This is a genomic window from Algibacter sp. Ld11 (assembly GCF_045066735.1).
Classification (GTDB): Bacteria; Bacteroidota; Bacteroidia; order Flavobacteriales; family Flavobacteriaceae; genus Algibacter.
The window spans coordinates 373593-390108 of record NZ_JBISHH010000024.1 but is presented as its reverse complement, the minus strand read 5'-3'; the positions used below and the strand labels follow the sequence as shown (position 1 = coordinate 390108).

The following is a 16516-nucleotide window of genomic DNA, read 5'->3' as shown; positions in this document are numbered from 1 at the left end:
TTTAGGTGTTCTGGTCTTTAAATATGAAAAAATGACTCATTGTTACATATAAAGTTAGACCAACAAGTATCATAATTAAATATTGAATTTCAGAATAGGTACTCAAAATAGTAAAACCAAAAATAATTAACCCTAAATTCAATACCCAAACAAGACCATTAATTAATCTTAGGCTTGTTTTTAATTTATTAACTCTATTCTTCAAATCTTCATGTATTTCTTGAAAATGATTTAATTCACCTTCATTATCCTTAAAAAACTTGTGTTCTTTTATCAAGGTAAAGTCATAATCCATTTGCCTATTCATTGTGATAATATCATACCAATAAATTGCAACTATATAGCTCACATATACAACAAACGCACACAAAGCAAAACAGATTAATATAATTGCGAATGTAGAGTCTTTTAATTTAAATAATGCAAATGCAGAACCTGCAACCGAAACTGGTAAAGCTAAAACTTGAGAAGAAATTTTATTTAGTATCTCGTTCTGATTTCCATAGTATTTTTTTTTATATTCTTTGTACTCAGCTTTTATTTTATCGAGAGAAAGTTCATGTAAATAAACATTAAAATTAAGTTTTGCATCTCTATTAATCTTGATTAATTTATCAAAAAAGGCTTTATAGACTTCTTTACCTGATTGTAATAAATTAGAAACCATAGCGTTTTTCAAAAATATTGGATGGTGCTTACTTTCATTAAAAACAGTAACAAATTCATCATAATTTTTGCTATAATCTTCTATAAACGACAGATTAGGTATTCCCGTTTTAGGAAACTTTAAAACTAACCTGCTCTTATCTCCAGGTAGAGAGAAACCAATAACACAATCCGTATCTGAGTAAAAGTCGGTAAATTCAAACTCCCCATCGTTGTATGTATAATTAGATTTAAAAAAATCTTTTGACTTAAAATAACATACTGTGTTATTAAATATATATACATCTACTTCTTTTCCATTTGATAATGCTTTATTGTCATGTTTTGAAAAGAACAAATAACTATCATCATAGTTATGAATTATACAATCTTTTTTTAGGTGCTTATAACGCACTTCATTTTTAAATTCATCAATATTAATGAAGTAAGAAAAAGGAAGATTAAGCTTTTCAACACATAGTTTCCCTGCCTTCTGATTATACTTGATATTGTGCCTATTTAGAAGGTCTTCGTAATCACTTTTAATAGGAAAACGCAGTTCTTTAGTATTTTCAGAATCATATTCGATTATTTCTCGATTTTCATCTAACACCTCTAAATATACTTCTAAAGTATTAGCCATATAATTCATCGAATTTAGTTCTTAATGCTTCGTTTGTTATAATAATCTGATCATCATTACCTATATCAACTCTTCCACTTTCAATATCGGCTCTAGAAAAACTTAATTTAATTTTCCCTGATTTTAATTCATACTTTTTAAGACGTCCTAGAATAGTACTAACTGCCTGAAATTGGTGACTAATGCTAATATCATTTTCATCAATATAGTCAGTTAAAAAATCAGAGTCATCCCAAAAGGTTTTTCCCAACTCACGCAGTCTTACAACACGACCTGACGAATTAATGTAATCAAATACTTTTTCTCTAAATTTTTCACTATCAAAATTGTCACCTGTTTCTGGATCAATAGGAAATTCTGTTAAACCATCTATTAAACTTATTAAAGCTTTTGTATCATCAGCGCTTTTATCTAATAAATCTGCCTCTATCCACTCAGAAAAATAATTTGAAGTACTTGATAGCTTATGTGTAAATTGAAGATATCTTTTTTGTTTTTTTATTAGTCTGTCTAGGTCTATCCTTACAGCCATCGCTAATTTTTCAGTATTAATAATCGTAGTTTTATTGACCACAAAAGTGTTTTTATCATTTCTGTCGAAAATTACTTCTTCACTATCTCTAACAATGAAAACTCCTGAGTAATTAATTTTTCTATGCTTGTAGTTTACATATACAAAATATCCACCTGTTGCTAATGGTGTGGCTTGTAACAATTTTTTTATCCGTTTTATAGATGTTGTAGTATACTTATAAAAAGAATCATCATTAATATCTTTTGCAAATCTTCTTAGAGATTTTTGAAACAAATCTTGATCCTCAATAAATTCTGTACGTATAACTTTTTCATCTTTTTTAAATGCATCATTCAATTTCTCTACTAAAAACTCAACTTTATCATCAATCGGAATTAAATCATCTGATGCTACTAAATGAGCTTCAGACACACCTTGTTTCTTTTTGATTTGATGAATTGTTATTCTTTTAATTTTCATACTTAAATGTTTTATGCCGCTAATACTTCATTGATTTCGCTAATAATTTCATTCATTTGGTTACCAAATAATTGATGCATTTTTCCTTTTCCGCCTTTGGCATCAAAAGGTGTATAATCTAAATCGTCTATTTCTATGTGGTAGCTGCTTACAACGTGGTCTTTTATCATTCGCAACCAATCTAACTGTTCTTGTGAGAATCGGTTGTGTTGTCCTGTATGCTGTTTAAAAATCCATTTGTTAAAATTGGCTTCAATTGTGCTGTCATAGGCTTTTAATTCGCTGTCTATTCCACAAGCTCTTCTAATTAAAGATACCAAAGCGGTTAATTCGTCTTTTGGTTTTTGAGACCCTTCGACTGCGCTCAGGGTGACATAGGCATCCCAAACGTAATCTGGTGCTAATAATGGTTTTTCAAGTTGTAATTTTTCCATCACATCTTTTATCATTTTAAAGGTGATGTCTCTTCGGTTGTAAGGTTGATTGTAAAAAATACTCAAAGCCTTAATTTCGTCTTTGTTGGCTTCTAAATATTCCGAAAAATCTTTTACAATTTCGGTCGCTTTATCTGCAGAAGTAGTTTCCCATTCGCTTTTGGTAACCGTATCTATATTTACGCTATCAATAATTTGTTCGTGTTGTTTACGAACATTATCTAAATAACCATTTAACTCTCCGTTAAATGTTTTACTTGCCTCTAAAATCAATTGCTCTTGAGCATTCTTTTTTGCATCTTCGATTAAAGCAGGTGTTTGGTCTTGCACAGGAATTTTGTCAATCTCTATTTTTGCTTTCGTTTCAATTTCGTCTTGGTCAAAAGCTGTAATTAATTCTTTGGTAATTTGTTTTAAGTTTTTACCACCAGAAAATTCCAATAATCTATCTTTTTCGGTTGAAGTAATTTGTTTCTCTAAACGGATTAATCGGTTTGCTAAAGACAAAAACAAATCTTCGTCTGCAACTCCCATTGTTACTGCTCCCAATAAATCTTTCATTGGAACAGAAGGTTTACGTTCTAAAGGTCTGCTGTCTGTTTTTTTAGATTTTGTTGCACCAACTGCATCTACAATTACGAAATGCGTTTTTGTCTTCGCTGTTTTAGAGACTAATTGTAAAGAATCACTATTGATGGTTCGTGTTCCACGACCTTTCATTTGCTCAAAATAGTTGATGCTTTTTACATCTCGCATAAACAATAAAACCTCTAAAGGTTTTACATCTGTTCCTGTTGCAATCATATCTACGGTAACTGCAATTCTTGGGTAGTATGAATTTCTAAAACGGTTTAATATTGATTTTGGGTCTTCACCTTTTTCAATAACGTTACCGTCTTTGTCTTTTTTATCTTTCTTTACTTTGTAAGTTACCTTTTTGCAAAAGTCATTGCCTTCATCAAATTCTTTTCGAATGATTTTAATTATATCATCTGCGTGACTATCGGTTTTTGCAAACACTAAGGTTTTTGGTACTTCATACTCTCCATTTTCATCAATACGATTTGGGTAAATAGTTGTTTTTAAAGCCTTTTTATATTCTCGAATAATGTTTCTAATTTGACTAGGATTGACAACTTTTTTATCTAAATCGTTGCGTTTATACTCGGTATCTTCATCTTCTTGTTGCCATCGTTTTTTACGTGTTAGTTTATCTCTTCTATCAACAAACCAACCTGCTTTAATAGTTTCTCCATTTTGCGAAATTTCAGTTTCAATAGTATACACATCATAAGGCACGTTAACACCGTCCGTTACCGATTCTTCATAAGTATATTGACTAACAACGTTTTCTTCAAAAAAACCGAAAGTTCTTTTATCTGGCGTTGCCGTTAAACCAATAAGGAAGGCATCAAAATAATCTAATACTTGTTTCCATAAATTGTAAATAGAACGGTGAGCTTCGTCAATGACTATAAAATCAAATTGTTCAATGGGTACTTTTGGTGTGTACTCTACCGGAACAGCTTTGTTTTTAGACATTTTGTTTTGAAGCCAAGAATTTTCGTTTGGATTTTCTATTTCAGCACTTTCGTCTAGTTCTTCACCTTTTAAAATAGAATAGAGGCGTTGAATTGTTGAAATACAAACTTGACTATCCGAGGCTATATAACTTGATGATAATCGTTGCACATTATACAATTCTGTAAATTTTCGGTTATCGTCATTGGGCTGAAAGGTCATAAACTCCTGTTCTGCCTGTTCTCCAAGGTTTTTAGTATCAACCAGAAATAAAATACGTTTTGCATCTGCATGTTTTAGCAAACGATATACAAAAGTAGTTGCTGTAAAGGTCTTTCCAGCACCCGTTGCCATTTGAATTAAGGCTTTGGGTCTGTTTTTTTTAAAAGAATGTTCTAGATTATTAACTGCTACAATTTGAGCAGGACGAAGTCCTGTTTCATCTAGTGCAGGAATTGATAAAAGTCTTTCTCGAATACTTTTTCCTTTTTTTAGCCATTCTGCAATTGTTTCAGGTTTGTGAAAACTAAAAACATTTCTACCTCTAGGTTTTGGGTCTCGATAATCCGTAAATCTTGTTATAGTTCCTGTGCTTTCATAAACGAAAGGCAAAGGGTCATTATTTAAGTATTTTAGTTTTGCATTTGCGTAGTTTGAAGATTGTTCCTCTACAACTGTAAGTCTGTGTCCTTCGTTCTCACGTTTTGCTTCTATAATTCCGACTGGTTTTCGGTTTACAAACAGAACATAGTCAGCAGGTCCAACATCAGTTTGGTATTCGCGTACTGCAATTCCTTTATTTGCAGACAAATCAACTTTATTTTTTGACTGAACTAACCATCCAGCTTCTCGTAGCATTTCGTCTATTTTATTACGAGCGATTTGTTCTGGGTTTTGGTTAATATGATTCGTCATTTTGAAAAAAGGGTCGTCGTTTAATTGTAGTTAAGCAAATTACATTTTTTTACGACATTTTAATAGTTGTATTCTGAAAAAAAACATTAAAAAATTTCAAAAAGAAAGCATAACAATTTTCATCTTATGCTATAGATAATATTTATTGCGCTTTTGTTCGACCTAATGAGTTTTTTCAGGAGGTGGGGACGGGTTTGCTACAAACTCCATAAAACGACATCTCCATATCGTATTAATCTATAAAAAAGCATAAAAACAACTGTAGAGATAAAAATAATAAGTATCCCTTTTTTTGTTTTAGATCTTTCACTATCATTCCATTCGTTATATGATTGTATATATGTAGTTATACTCGACACAATCGTAAAAACTAAAGTTAACAAAACTGTTAGAAAAAGCTTTAATAAAATTGTATAAAAAATACTAGAATCGATTATAAAAAGAGGGTTGGAGGATGCAATTATTAAAATTAAAAATAACAAATACAGTATAATAACAGTTAAAAGAACAATTTTAATTAGTCGATTTCTAATAGAGTTAGTATAACTATTTCCATAAACATACGTAAGATTTAAATCTATAGATTTCTTTACGTCTAAAATCAGACAATGACCCTTAACTTCTGTTTTTATATTTCTGTCAAAAGTTGGACTATTACTATCCTTGTCTTTTTTCCATAGAAAAGCGTCGGTTAATGTTATTGTTTCTAAATTATTATTAGGATCAATGGTATATTGCGTTAGAATCCCAGAAAATAATTTATTTCTACTAAAACCATCAGACATAACTATATCAACAAGTGTAAAAAGGACTTTTTTATTTTCTCTTATAGTTACAAAATCTTTGAAATCAATTATTTCACCACGTAAGTAATAGTTCCATATATTTCCAAATCGAAGAAGCTTAAATTTTCTATCTAATTTCAACCTTCTTACAAAATGCCAACTTATTAATGCACAAAGAAAAGATATCAAGCAAGTTATTATGGCATAGCAAGCTATTATTAAAATTCTTTTATCATAAACATTAAATTCATACAAGCTTAAGCCCTGAAGAGTATTCTTAATATTATCAAAATCTGATAACTTAATATAATACTCATCATTCTCAGGCATCCCAAAAACTTGAAAAAAGCCTTTAACACTATAAAATGAAATAAATTGAATAATAATCCCTAACAAAAAGGAAGTTGTTAGGGTATAAGCCCAGTTTTTTGAAATGAACTGTTTAGAAAACTCTCCTTGATAATACAGTTTTCGAAAAACTAATCCCGGAATTGCAAAAAATAAAAATAAATATATAAAAGTAAAATCAACGCTTGGGATTTCCATAAACAAAAACCTTATGCGCTAATTTCAACAGTTTTATTATTAGATAATATCACCTTTTGAACCTCACCTTTATTCTCTATTGAATTATTAGCCGCATCTAAAATTTTTTTCTTATCTGTAGAATTAGATAAAATACTAGCGGAATCCCTATTAATAACTCCATCATCTTTAGAAAAAACACTATCTAATAAATCAAATACTAATCCAATAGCAACTATGACTACCGTCAAAGAAAATAAATCTTTAATAAAATTAGATGATTTCATAAATTAAAATAGAACTTTTTAATAATTGTATAAGCCAAAATTACAATTTATAATAATAAGGATATCAATAGAATTAATTTTTTTTTGTTAATTTTTGTTAACCCGTATTGTATTGTATTCAGCAAAAAAAAAAATTAACATAAAAAAGCTACCAAAAATGAATTTTTGACTGCGCAGTGAGTTTCCCGGCAAACTGTGTGGTGTTTTGTAGTGTTTTGGTAGTAAGCCCTAGGTAAATTGTGTGGTGTTTTGTGGTGTTATGTAGTGTTTTGGTAGTAAGCCCTAGGTAAATTGTGTGGTGTTTTGTGGTGTTATGTAGTGTTTTGGTAGTAAGCCCTAGGTAAATTGTGTGGTGTTTTGTGGTGTTATGTAGTGTTTTGGTAGTAAGCCCTAGGTAAATTGTGTGGTGTTTTGCAGTTTAACGACATCCTTCATAAGTATCACTTATACTGTTAGCAAAACAAATAGAATCTACCAATCGTTTAAGTTTATTGAATTTATCTTTCCACACCTATCGGTGTTTCTTTTCTTTCTCAATGTTACTTGTAATGAGCTTAAATAATTATTTTTTTTATAGTTTACCTTAGTAAATAACAAAGCTGCACTAATTGCCGACTTCACAGCATATTCATCACTTAATTCTTTTAAATACTTTTCACAATATACGGGTACAAAATCACCTTCAGGCTTAAAAATAATATTAATAAAAACCACCTCAATAGAAGAATCTAAAGTGATTAAATTTAAAGTACCATCCCAAGCCTCTCTTAATATTCTCGATTTGTACAATTGTTTTTTTTCTAATTTCATCCTGACTTTAATTTAACAAACTAACAGACAGATATTTAACACTAAAACCTTTAAGGTTTTTAAGTTGCCTTATCTTGCCTAAATAACAAATAAACTATAGATTGTATAGTGTTTTATAAAATCAAGTTGCCCTGCTAAACAACATATAAATGCTACTTCAACTTCATAAAAGGCAACTTGAATAACTAATTATACACTCTTGTAATTAATATAATATCCATGAACATTTTTAACCTTTACTCGCTCAAATCCAGAAGCCTTTAATGCTTTACCAACCATGATATTGTTTAAATTGAGCCCAGAATGAGACTTTAAATAAGTTGTAATTTGAGTAGATGATAAGTGAACTCCATCAATTGAGTTACTTGGATTCAAATAAGTATTTAGAGTTTCTTTTTCAGCAGATAAAAACTGAAACTTATCATTCCTTAATTCATTCTCAATAAGATCTTCCCGAGATAATTCTGCTACAAAATCTTTATCGTTTGAAAGAGCATAAGCCTGAGACCAAAGCATATCAACATTAAACTGATTTTTATAAGCCCAGTCTATATTTTCTATCACAAAGCACAACCACCTAACACTACCTGTTTCATCATGTAAAAATGTTGACATATTTGTAGAACCAATAAACGAAGCCACTCTCGGAATTATTGAATTTTTAGAATCGTATGGAAGCCTATCATTTATTTGATCCTTTGAGAATAAAGATTTGAGTTGATTAATTTCCTTTTTAGACAACGCAGCGAGCTCATCCATATTTATTAGAAAATTTTTACAAATTAAAATCCTTGTGTCTTTATCATTATTACTTATATCCTCTGCGATGTATTTACTTAAAGCAGGTGGACACAAATTTCGGCACCAAGTTGATTTGCCAATATTTTGACCTTTTCCATCATCTGTTAGCACAAAGGCCTGCTTATTAAAATATCCTTCTTTTAAAGCACACTTAACGGCCCTTACACACCATTTCTTAAAATGATATAAATATTGCTCATGATTCTCATAGGGTACTAATTTTACATATTGCGCATATTCTGTAATAAAATCAGTACTCTTATCCCATTCCGGCAAACCTGAAAAATAATATTGTAAAGGATTGTGTCTTGGCACAAAATCACTTTTAAGTACAGCCCTAAGAGCACTTTGACCTATTTTGATTCCTTTTTTTTGGATCTCAACCCAAAGTGAATTATCATTACATGAAATCCATTCTTTTTTAGAAATGGGAGTCCATTCTACATCTAATGCCAAAGTATTAAATCTAAGCTTATACCGCTTTGAAATATAATCTTCAACCTTATGAAAAACAGTTGTAAGCTCTTTTCCTTTTTTGTTATTTTCGTCGTTTTGAGGCACACCTCCTTTTTTACCATTAGAGTTAATGGACTTTTTTGTATCTTGCATATATTATTTTTTGATATAAAAACTTTAGCCCCAATACATTTTGGCGATGTAATGGGGTTCTTTACTTTTTAGAATTTATTCATCTTTTTTAAAGCAAGTAAAATGTCGCTTTTCTTGTACCTAACTTTAGATCCGATTCGAAATGCCGGAACAACATCGTCTTTCGTATATTTCCATAAAGTCACAAGTGATATTGATAACATCTCAGCAGTTTCCTCTCTCGTAAGCAATATTTCAGAGTCGTTTGCAGATTTACTATACTCCTTAAGTATATTCTCAAAACCTGTTAGAATTTTTGGAATGAATTCAGAAGATTGTGTGTTTTCAATTTGAAGAATTTGTTTTACCATGTTTTTAGTTTTTAACTTTGTTTCCGTGGTAAAACTGATAATTATTAATCTATTTTTATGTCATAATTTTGTCATTTCTAGATGAAAAAAAACTTAAATCTCCTGATTTTAATGGCACTTAAGCTTAAATTCCGCTTCTCTATTTATTAATTGACAGTTATATAAATCTATTATTTTGTTCGATAATTCTTTACGTATCCTAACCTCACTCATCCCATAAACCTTATTAACAAAAGCTAAATAATGAGAATGTTTTATATTCTTTTTAAAATACTTACGCATTATAAATATTTCAAAAAAATATGAAAAAACAATAGGTTTTGGATCCAAAACAAAACTCAATGTATACATGAAAAGCTCACATGAATAAGCATCTTTGAAAACCAAAGGAAACCTATTCTCTTTATTAATAACCTTTTCAATACAATAGTTAGAATCTCCTACAACCACTTGGTTGTGATTTATTTTTCTTAATTTATTTTTAAAAAACTCAAGAGTATTCAGTAATCGATTTATATAACAAAAGTCGCTGGCCGTGAGATATAACAACGGATTTGAAAAATCAGGGCCTCCCGGAACAACATGACAAATGCAATCAATCTTAAAATTGACAAATTCCTCATGTAACTGTTCAGACATTTCATTATCACCGTAAAAATCTACACACCCAAGAAGATCATTATAATAAAAGTCTACTTTTTTAAGTAACTCAACCCTATCAAAGTTCTCATTTGCATCTTGAAAAATAGAAAGCCCCCATTTTAATTCATCTTGTAATAAACCAGAAATCTCTAATAAAATCTCATGAATGATTTTTTCTTTATGCTTAATATTAATACTTGCTAACAACCTACCCTCATATTCTTCTTTTAATTCATACTCAAAAACACTTATACTAAAACTGCTACTAACTATCAATTCAATCTCACTCGCAATGGATGGGTTAACCCTTAGATAAGGCAAATTAGCAATTATTTTATCATCAGAAGATTCCCCATAAAAAGGATCATTAATTCGTGATTTAACGATTAAATTAAAATCTTTCCAGTCCTTTTCAGAAACATTAAAAACCCCATTAACTAGTAATAAATTAATTTTTTCTACTAGTGATTTATCATAATAATTATCCAAACCTATCCGGTCGAAGAATTTTAATTCAACACCATTTATTTTATTAAGCTTTTTCATTAAGATTTAACCTTTTTAATTTTTTGATTATCCCAATAATCCCTTAATTTTTTAACGTGCTCGTCCTGAGATAATTTGATATACTTAATAAACTGTGCTTCCGTTTTATGCCCTGTCGCTTTCATAATTACAGATATATCAATTCCACTAGCAAAAAGGTTGCTAGAAAAGCTTCTCCGACAACAATGGCTGGTTATCAATTCATGTTTCGGGAAAACATCGAGTACCTTCTTTTTTTCTCCTTCCTTAATCCCTGAACCATAAGTAAGGGCATCAATTCCAACTTTTTTACATACTTCCTTAATGTATTTATTGAACTTTTGATCTGAAATTACACTAGGAAAATTGCCATTTCTTTTATCAAGTGTTTGTTGGAGTTGGGGGTGAATAGGAATAGTAAGGTTTTGCTCAGTTTTTAAAGTAGTGATATTTATAACACTTCCTAAAATATTTTCTTTTTTTATCCTTAAAAAATCAGAGACTCTTAACCCAGTCCGAAGACCAATAACAAACAAATCGCGTGTATTATCAAGCCTTTCAGAATCACTAAAATCATGATTGAAAATCTTATCTATCTCTTCCTCATTTAAATAAGTATCAAAAGTTTCGTTTTTCGGAGCATTAAATTTTTTGCTTTTATACTGAGGGTTTATAGTATACCCATCAAATTCAATCTCCCTGCAGAACGTCTTGATACGAGATATAATATTACCTATCGAGTTATTATTAAGCTTTTCAATGTTTCGACAATAATTAACAAAATTTTGATGAAAATTTAGGTCAACATCTTCAAAACGATACCTTTTTTTCTGATATACCTCAAAATCCCTAAGCTTATTTAGTGCAGTTTTATAATTTTTAACAGACCGAAGCTTAATCGGCTTGCCATTATGCAACCTATTTGGAGCCTCCTCTACAAATTTAGTTACCCATGGCACAAAATAAACCTTATATTCCTCGACGTCATTTACTCTTCCAAAAAACTGAGCAACTGATTCTTTTAACCATTTTTTAGAGTTAACCTGATTAATAGTATTATCGTAATTATACTTATTTACAATAAAACTCTCCAATTCCCTCAATTGACTATTTAAATAGTCAGCGTTATTATTAGCAACCCTTATTTTTATCTGCTGTTTTTTTTCTGACCAATCATCATATAGAACACTTATTCCAGTTTTTGCTTTTTGATCTAATCTTTTACTATCCCAAAACCGCACATACAAACTATGATATTTATTTTTACCTCGAATTATAAAATATTTCAAATTCATATCAATTATTTTTGCCGACATTTTGCCGAAAAATAATTAATTTTAATGAATATAGGTTAATCTATCTTAATTTTTTAATAAAAAAAAACAGTGAGAACCATTAAAAACAAAGGAGATAACCATTTTTTACTAATATATTAGGTTTTATAAAATTAACTAAATTGATTCCCGCCTTGAGTACTAATAACCCTTTAAAAACACCTGTTTTTAAAGGGTTATTAATTTAAAATAGTTACAAGTTTCAATAAAATTTCTAAAGTAGATTATATAATTTACGACACCTTTTGTTGTAACAATTGCTACTAACTTCTATAGTATTGGTAATTCTTCTTGAGAATAAAAAAAATTTAAAAAACAGTTATCACAATATATTCTTTAAATTTGAGGATGTATAGACAATGGTCTTTATCTAATTTTATAGTTAGTATTGATTATGTATAGTTGTTGGCAATAATAAAAACTGAATCCAAGAATCCTAATTATTAATTAATTGGAATGATTTTTGGGGTTTATTTATTTGAATTCGTAATTTAAACCAATTTTAATAAAACTTATGAAAACTAAATTATTCTTTGCTATTTCAATAGGATTTATATTTTTAAGTTATTCTCAAGCTCTTCAAGGTATAGATAAGCTGAATTCAAATATTAAAAGACCAATAAATTATTATTTGGTAAATAAAAAGAGTGATACAACACTAATATATGGTGAAATATTGCCGATTGAAACAATACAAAGAGGTTTTGTTTATTTAACAGAAAACGGAGATAAAAGAACAATAAACCCTGATGATTACACATATTTATTAATGAAAAATTCAGAAGGAAAAACTTTAACTTTAAAATCCTTACCCTTTAAAAGAAAAACATTTAGTCGTGCGGTGAAAAGAAATGCTTTTATGACTGTTTTAATTGAAAATTCAGAAAATGAACTTAAAAAAGGGAAACTAAATTTATATTTACATAATTATATTTATCTAAAAATCAAAGACTTATCTCAAGAAAAATGTGTGGAGTGGCCGTCGCATATGAATCTAGAAAAAGATCAATTTATTGAATCCAAAACATTATACTTTCAATATTTGGATGGATTGTATATAATAGAATCTAAATCAGATTTTAAACAATTCCCCAAAATACTAGGAAAGCAACTTTACAGAGAAATGAAAAATTCTGATAAAGATAAAGTACAATTTATTCTTGATTATTTTACGAAATATAATATGAAAATCGTGAAGTCATAACTATTGCCAACACCGTATAAAAACAAGGCTTATTTTAATATTAAATCAAGAGTTAGCACTTTTTTATTGCATAAAAATTGTGCTTAATGAAAATAAAAGAAACTAATTCTACAATAATTTTTAGTGCCTTTTATATGTTTATAGGTTTATTCTTGTCAGTTGGCTTGGTCATTTTTGCTTTAATCCTATGGATAGATTACAATGATAAAATGCAAAAAAATGATAATCTTTGGGTTTTATATCTAACATTAATAATCTCTGGTTTTTTAATTCTCTGGCAGGTACTTGAAAAAGGCATAAAAAGTGATAAAGAATTAAAAAACAAAATCATTCAAAAATTTGATGATTATAAATTACTTGCTCATTTTAAATACACAAAAAATGAATGGGATGATTTCACTAAAAAAAGTTATTTAGAAAAACGTAAAACTTATTACATTTATATATTCATACTCTGTATTATTATAATTATTGTTAATGTTGTTTTTGAAAAGGAATCACGACTAAATTTAATTCCAATAAACATAATCATATTACTCAGCTTATTATTGATAAAATACTTTTTCTTTAAAAAAATCAAAGGAGTAAATTCTGATATGGGGAATTATGTACATCTCCCCGAAGTCAAAATAGCTCAACCTGGAATTTTAATAAATAATACTTACCTTATTTCATATCATAATAATGATGGATGGCTAGACATTTGCTACAGCAACCTCTATAATAAAAGCGAATGTATTACTTTTCAAATTAGAAGATCAACCGGAACCGCTAATCCTAAATATCAGATATTCAACCTATTAATTCCCTTGAATAAATTAGAAGAAAAGGAAAATATAATTGATATTATAAATGAATATAGAGTATATAAGAAAAGTTAAAACTAAGCACAACACAATATATAAAACTGCTATTTTCAGCCTAACCAATGTTAGTTGTTCTATTTTCATTAAGAAAAAAATAACATAATTCTAGAAAAAAATTATCTACTTTTACCCAAGTGAAAGAGAATTGCAAAATAAATAAAATGAATTCAACCTTGTCCATTTTTGGACTTGTGCTACTGCTATTGCTTTCTCCTTGTAAGGTTAGAAATGTTATTCAAACTGAATTCGGCATTCCTCAAACCAAAGTTTTAAATAAAAGTCAATCTACAGTTTCCCAATCCAATTGCCAAACTTTTGAACTTTCTGAAGCTTTACATACTACCTCAAAACAAACTTTACAGCAATCTGGCTTTCTAATCCCAGAAACTACTCGTTTTGATTTTACTACCCGTCTACTTAAATCTTCATTTAATTTTAATACATCCGGAAACCAGCAAGTTTCAGGTGTTCCTCTGTATATTTTATATCAGAACCTCAAGATCTATGCGTAATTGATTTTCTAAATAAGAAAACTTAAAGCAGTTATTATATCTGCTACTTATTAATCTATTACAAATATCTGGAATGAAATTTCAAGAAAAAACACTTGAAGTTAGCTACAAATCTGTGGTTATACTTCGCATTTTGCTTAGCCTAATTTTTATAATAGCAAGCATTAATCATTTTTTTAATACCGAAAAAACGGTGAGCAGAATAGAAAACTCCTCAATGGGTTTTGTTGGCGGTATTCTAGGTACACCAGAAACAGCCGTAATTCTATCAGGAATAGTCATGCTAATTATGGGGTTTTCATTACTTCTTGGCTTTAAAACACAAATAGCTTCAATAGTACTAATAGCCGTTTTAATTCCTATCACACTAACTATACAAGTTGGGCAAATAACAACTTTAGGCCCACTTTTTAAAAATGTAGCCATCCTTGGAGGGCTTCTTTTTTTTAGCATCAATTCAAACTTACAAATTCAAAAACAATGAAAAATTCAATCTTATTTATAATAACAATGTTCCTTTTACTATTTGGATCATCACAATTAGAAGCCCAAGATATTAAGTCCAATAAGAATAATTATTTAGTACTTTCAAAAAACATACAACAACTTAAACCTGTTTTGTTAACGGCAAATGAATTAGAGAAAGAAGATGGTAAAAAACATGGTGTATTCTATGTAATTATCTGTGGTAAAACAGTTAAAGATATTGTCGATAATCTAGATTTTAATAAGCTACTTGAGAAAGCAAAAAAACAAAACATAAGAGTGTTTGCCTGTGGAATTTCACTTTCAAAATTTAATATAAATCCGGAAACATTGCCTAGCCACATTGAAATAACACCAAATGGTATTTTATACGGTTTTCAACTTGCAAAAAAAGGTTTTATAACACTTACAATATAATAAACTATGAAAACTATAAATATAAAAAATGATGCAGGACTTTTAGCGCTAGCACTGAGATTGGTTGTAGGTTGGACTTATTTCTCTGCATTTTGGAGAAGAACCGTATTAGTCGACAAACTAGACCCTGAAGTAGCTGGATATATTGGCGAAAAATTTAATGCTTTTTTACCTAATGCTTTAGGTATAAAACCAATTATACAATACTTAGTTGAAAACCCAGACATACTTTGGATAAATATGGTAATATTTACCATTATTGAAGGTATTGTTGGTTTATTTATCCTGTTTGGATTGTTTACTCGAATTATGAGTGTTGGCGTATTTGGCTTAGCTATGGGTATTCTTCTTGGTTCGGGCTGGATAGGCACAACCTGCTTAGATGAATGGCAAATTGGTGTACTCGGTATAGCTACAGGCTTTATAATATTCTTAACAGGTAGCGGAAAATATTCTCTAGATAATTATTTAATAAAGCGCAATTTTGCTTTTACCAAAAAGAAATGGTTTAAATGGTTTGGCTCAGGACTTTTACCAATTAAAAACAGCTTGTTTCCTAAAGTAGTATTAATTGGTTCACTATTTATTTTTGGCATAACACTAACAACTAATCAAGTATTTCATGGTGGCGTTTGGGGAACACTTCATAACAAATCAGTTAAGCCAAAACTTGAAATTACAAATGGAGAAATACAAAACAACACCCTTACTTTTGATGTTTTTAGAACAGAAGGTGTAGATGTTTACGGGGCCTGGGTAATAGGTATAAATTTATATAACAATCAAAATAATTCAATTTTGGAATATACCCAAGAAGATTTAGCAAACTTGCACAAAAAGAGTATCTCTAACTATTATGTTGCTAAAATAAAACCAGGAAAACATAGCTTAATTGTGCCTTTAGGAGCAAAAGCTAAGCTAAACTTAAAAAATGCAACTTTATCAAGTTTACCAAAAGGAGTATATACACTTAAAATTACAGACATTAGTGGCGCTTATTGGGAACATAAAATTAAAAAATAACAAAAGTTAACCTCATCTAAAAAAACTCAGGGCGTTTGGAAGAAATTCAAACGTCCTTTTTTTATTAATAAAGCTTGTTAAATACAAAATTTAGCATTCAACACTGAAAGAAGAAGTGAATCTCCCCTATAAGCCGTCACACCTCAACAAACTTTAATCCATGAGATTATAAAGTTCAAACTTGCAAA

The 16516-nt window shown here is 29.3% G+C and carries 16 protein-coding genes; 6 read left to right on the top strand and 10 right to left on the bottom strand.

All coding sequences use genetic code 11. From position 1 onward, the window contains the following. Position 1: 1 nt before the first annotated feature. From ACJJV4_RS12055 to ACJJV4_RS12010, 10 genes are all read right to left on the bottom strand, one after another. The gene (locus ACJJV4_RS12055; RefSeq protein ID WP_405294747.1) at positions 2–1288 is read right to left on the bottom strand and encodes a hypothetical protein; all 1287 of its coding nucleotides are present in this window, start codon (positions 1286–1288) and stop codon (positions 2–4) included. After that, a complete protein-coding gene (locus ACJJV4_RS12050; protein WP_405294745.1) occupies positions 1281–2282 on the bottom strand; it encodes a nucleoid-associated protein in 1002 nt (333 codons plus the stop codon). The genes ACJJV4_RS12055 and ACJJV4_RS12050 overlap by 8 nt, the downstream gene beginning before the upstream one ends. An 11-nt stretch (positions 2283–2293) precedes the next feature. Next, positions 2294–5152 (bottom strand): DEAD/DEAH box helicase family protein, encoded by a 2859-nt coding sequence (locus tag ACJJV4_RS12045; protein ID WP_405294743.1) that lies wholly within the window; start codon positions 5150–5152, stop codon positions 2294–2296. Positions 5153–5349: 197 nt separating this feature from the next. Beyond that, positions 5350–6483 (bottom strand): hypothetical protein, encoded by a 1134-nt coding sequence (locus ACJJV4_RS12040; protein ID WP_405294741.1) that lies wholly within the window; start codon positions 6481–6483, stop codon positions 5350–5352. A gap of 11 nt (positions 6484–6494) precedes the next feature. Next, entirely contained in the window at positions 6495–6749 is a 255-nt protein-coding gene (locus ACJJV4_RS12035; RefSeq protein WP_405294739.1) for a hypothetical protein, read from the bottom strand. Between the two features lie 471 nt (positions 6750–7220). Continuing rightward, positions 7221–7559 carry a hypothetical protein gene (locus ACJJV4_RS12030; protein WP_405294737.1) on the bottom strand — a complete coding sequence of 113 codons (339 nt, stop codon included), beginning with the start codon at positions 7557–7559 and terminating at the stop codon, positions 7221–7223. 189 nt (positions 7560–7748) lie between these two features. Then, positions 7749–8969: a VapE domain-containing protein gene (locus tag ACJJV4_RS12025; RefSeq protein ID WP_405294735.1), complete on the bottom strand. Its 1221-nt coding sequence runs from the start codon at positions 8967–8969 to the stop codon at positions 7749–7751. Between the two features lie 68 nt (positions 8970–9037). Beyond that, positions 9038–9172 carry a hypothetical protein gene (locus ACJJV4_RS12020; RefSeq protein ID WP_405295405.1) on the bottom strand — a complete coding sequence of 45 codons (135 nt, stop codon included), beginning with the start codon at positions 9170–9172 and terminating at the stop codon, positions 9038–9040. A gap of 255 nt (positions 9173–9427) precedes the next feature. Then, a complete protein-coding gene (locus tag ACJJV4_RS12015; protein ID WP_405294733.1) occupies positions 9428–10507 on the bottom strand; it encodes a hypothetical protein in 1080 nt (359 codons plus the stop codon). Beyond that, complete coding sequence (locus tag ACJJV4_RS12010) at positions 10507–11781, bottom strand: tyrosine-type recombinase/integrase (protein WP_405294731.1); 1275 nt, start codon at positions 11779–11781, stop codon at positions 10507–10509. Before ACJJV4_RS12010 ends, ACJJV4_RS12015 begins: the two co-directional genes overlap by 1 nt. A gap of 553 nt (positions 11782–12334) precedes the next feature. Here ACJJV4_RS12010 and ACJJV4_RS12005 point away from each other — a divergent pair. The 6 genes from ACJJV4_RS12005 (at position 12335) to ACJJV4_RS11980 (ending at position 16328) form a co-directional block, all read left to right on the top strand. After that, complete coding sequence (locus tag ACJJV4_RS12005) at positions 12335–13024, top strand: hypothetical protein (protein WP_405294729.1); 690 nt, start codon at positions 12335–12337, stop codon at positions 13022–13024. A gap of 86 nt (positions 13025–13110) precedes the next feature. Next, entirely contained in the window at positions 13111–13905 is a 795-nt protein-coding gene (locus ACJJV4_RS12000; RefSeq protein WP_405294727.1) for a hypothetical protein, read from the top strand. A gap of 146 nt (positions 13906–14051) precedes the next feature. Beyond that, positions 14052–14402 carry a hypothetical protein gene (locus ACJJV4_RS11995; protein ID WP_405294725.1) on the top strand — a complete coding sequence of 117 codons (351 nt, stop codon included), beginning with the start codon at positions 14052–14054 and terminating at the stop codon, positions 14400–14402. A 73-nt stretch (positions 14403–14475) separates the two neighbouring features. Further along, positions 14476–14886 (top strand): DoxX family protein, encoded by a 411-nt coding sequence (locus ACJJV4_RS11990; RefSeq protein WP_405294723.1) that lies wholly within the window; start codon positions 14476–14478, stop codon positions 14884–14886. After that, positions 14883–15305, top strand: coding sequence for a sulfur reduction protein DsrE (locus tag ACJJV4_RS11985; protein ID WP_405294721.1), 423 nt, complete (start codon positions 14883–14885; stop codon positions 15303–15305). The genes ACJJV4_RS11990 and ACJJV4_RS11985 overlap by 4 nt, the downstream gene beginning before the upstream one ends. Positions 15306–15311: 6 nt before the next feature. After that, positions 15312–16328 (top strand): TQO small subunit DoxD, encoded by a 1017-nt coding sequence (locus ACJJV4_RS11980; protein WP_405294719.1) that lies wholly within the window; start codon positions 15312–15314, stop codon positions 16326–16328. Positions 16329–16516: the final 188 nt, after the last annotated feature.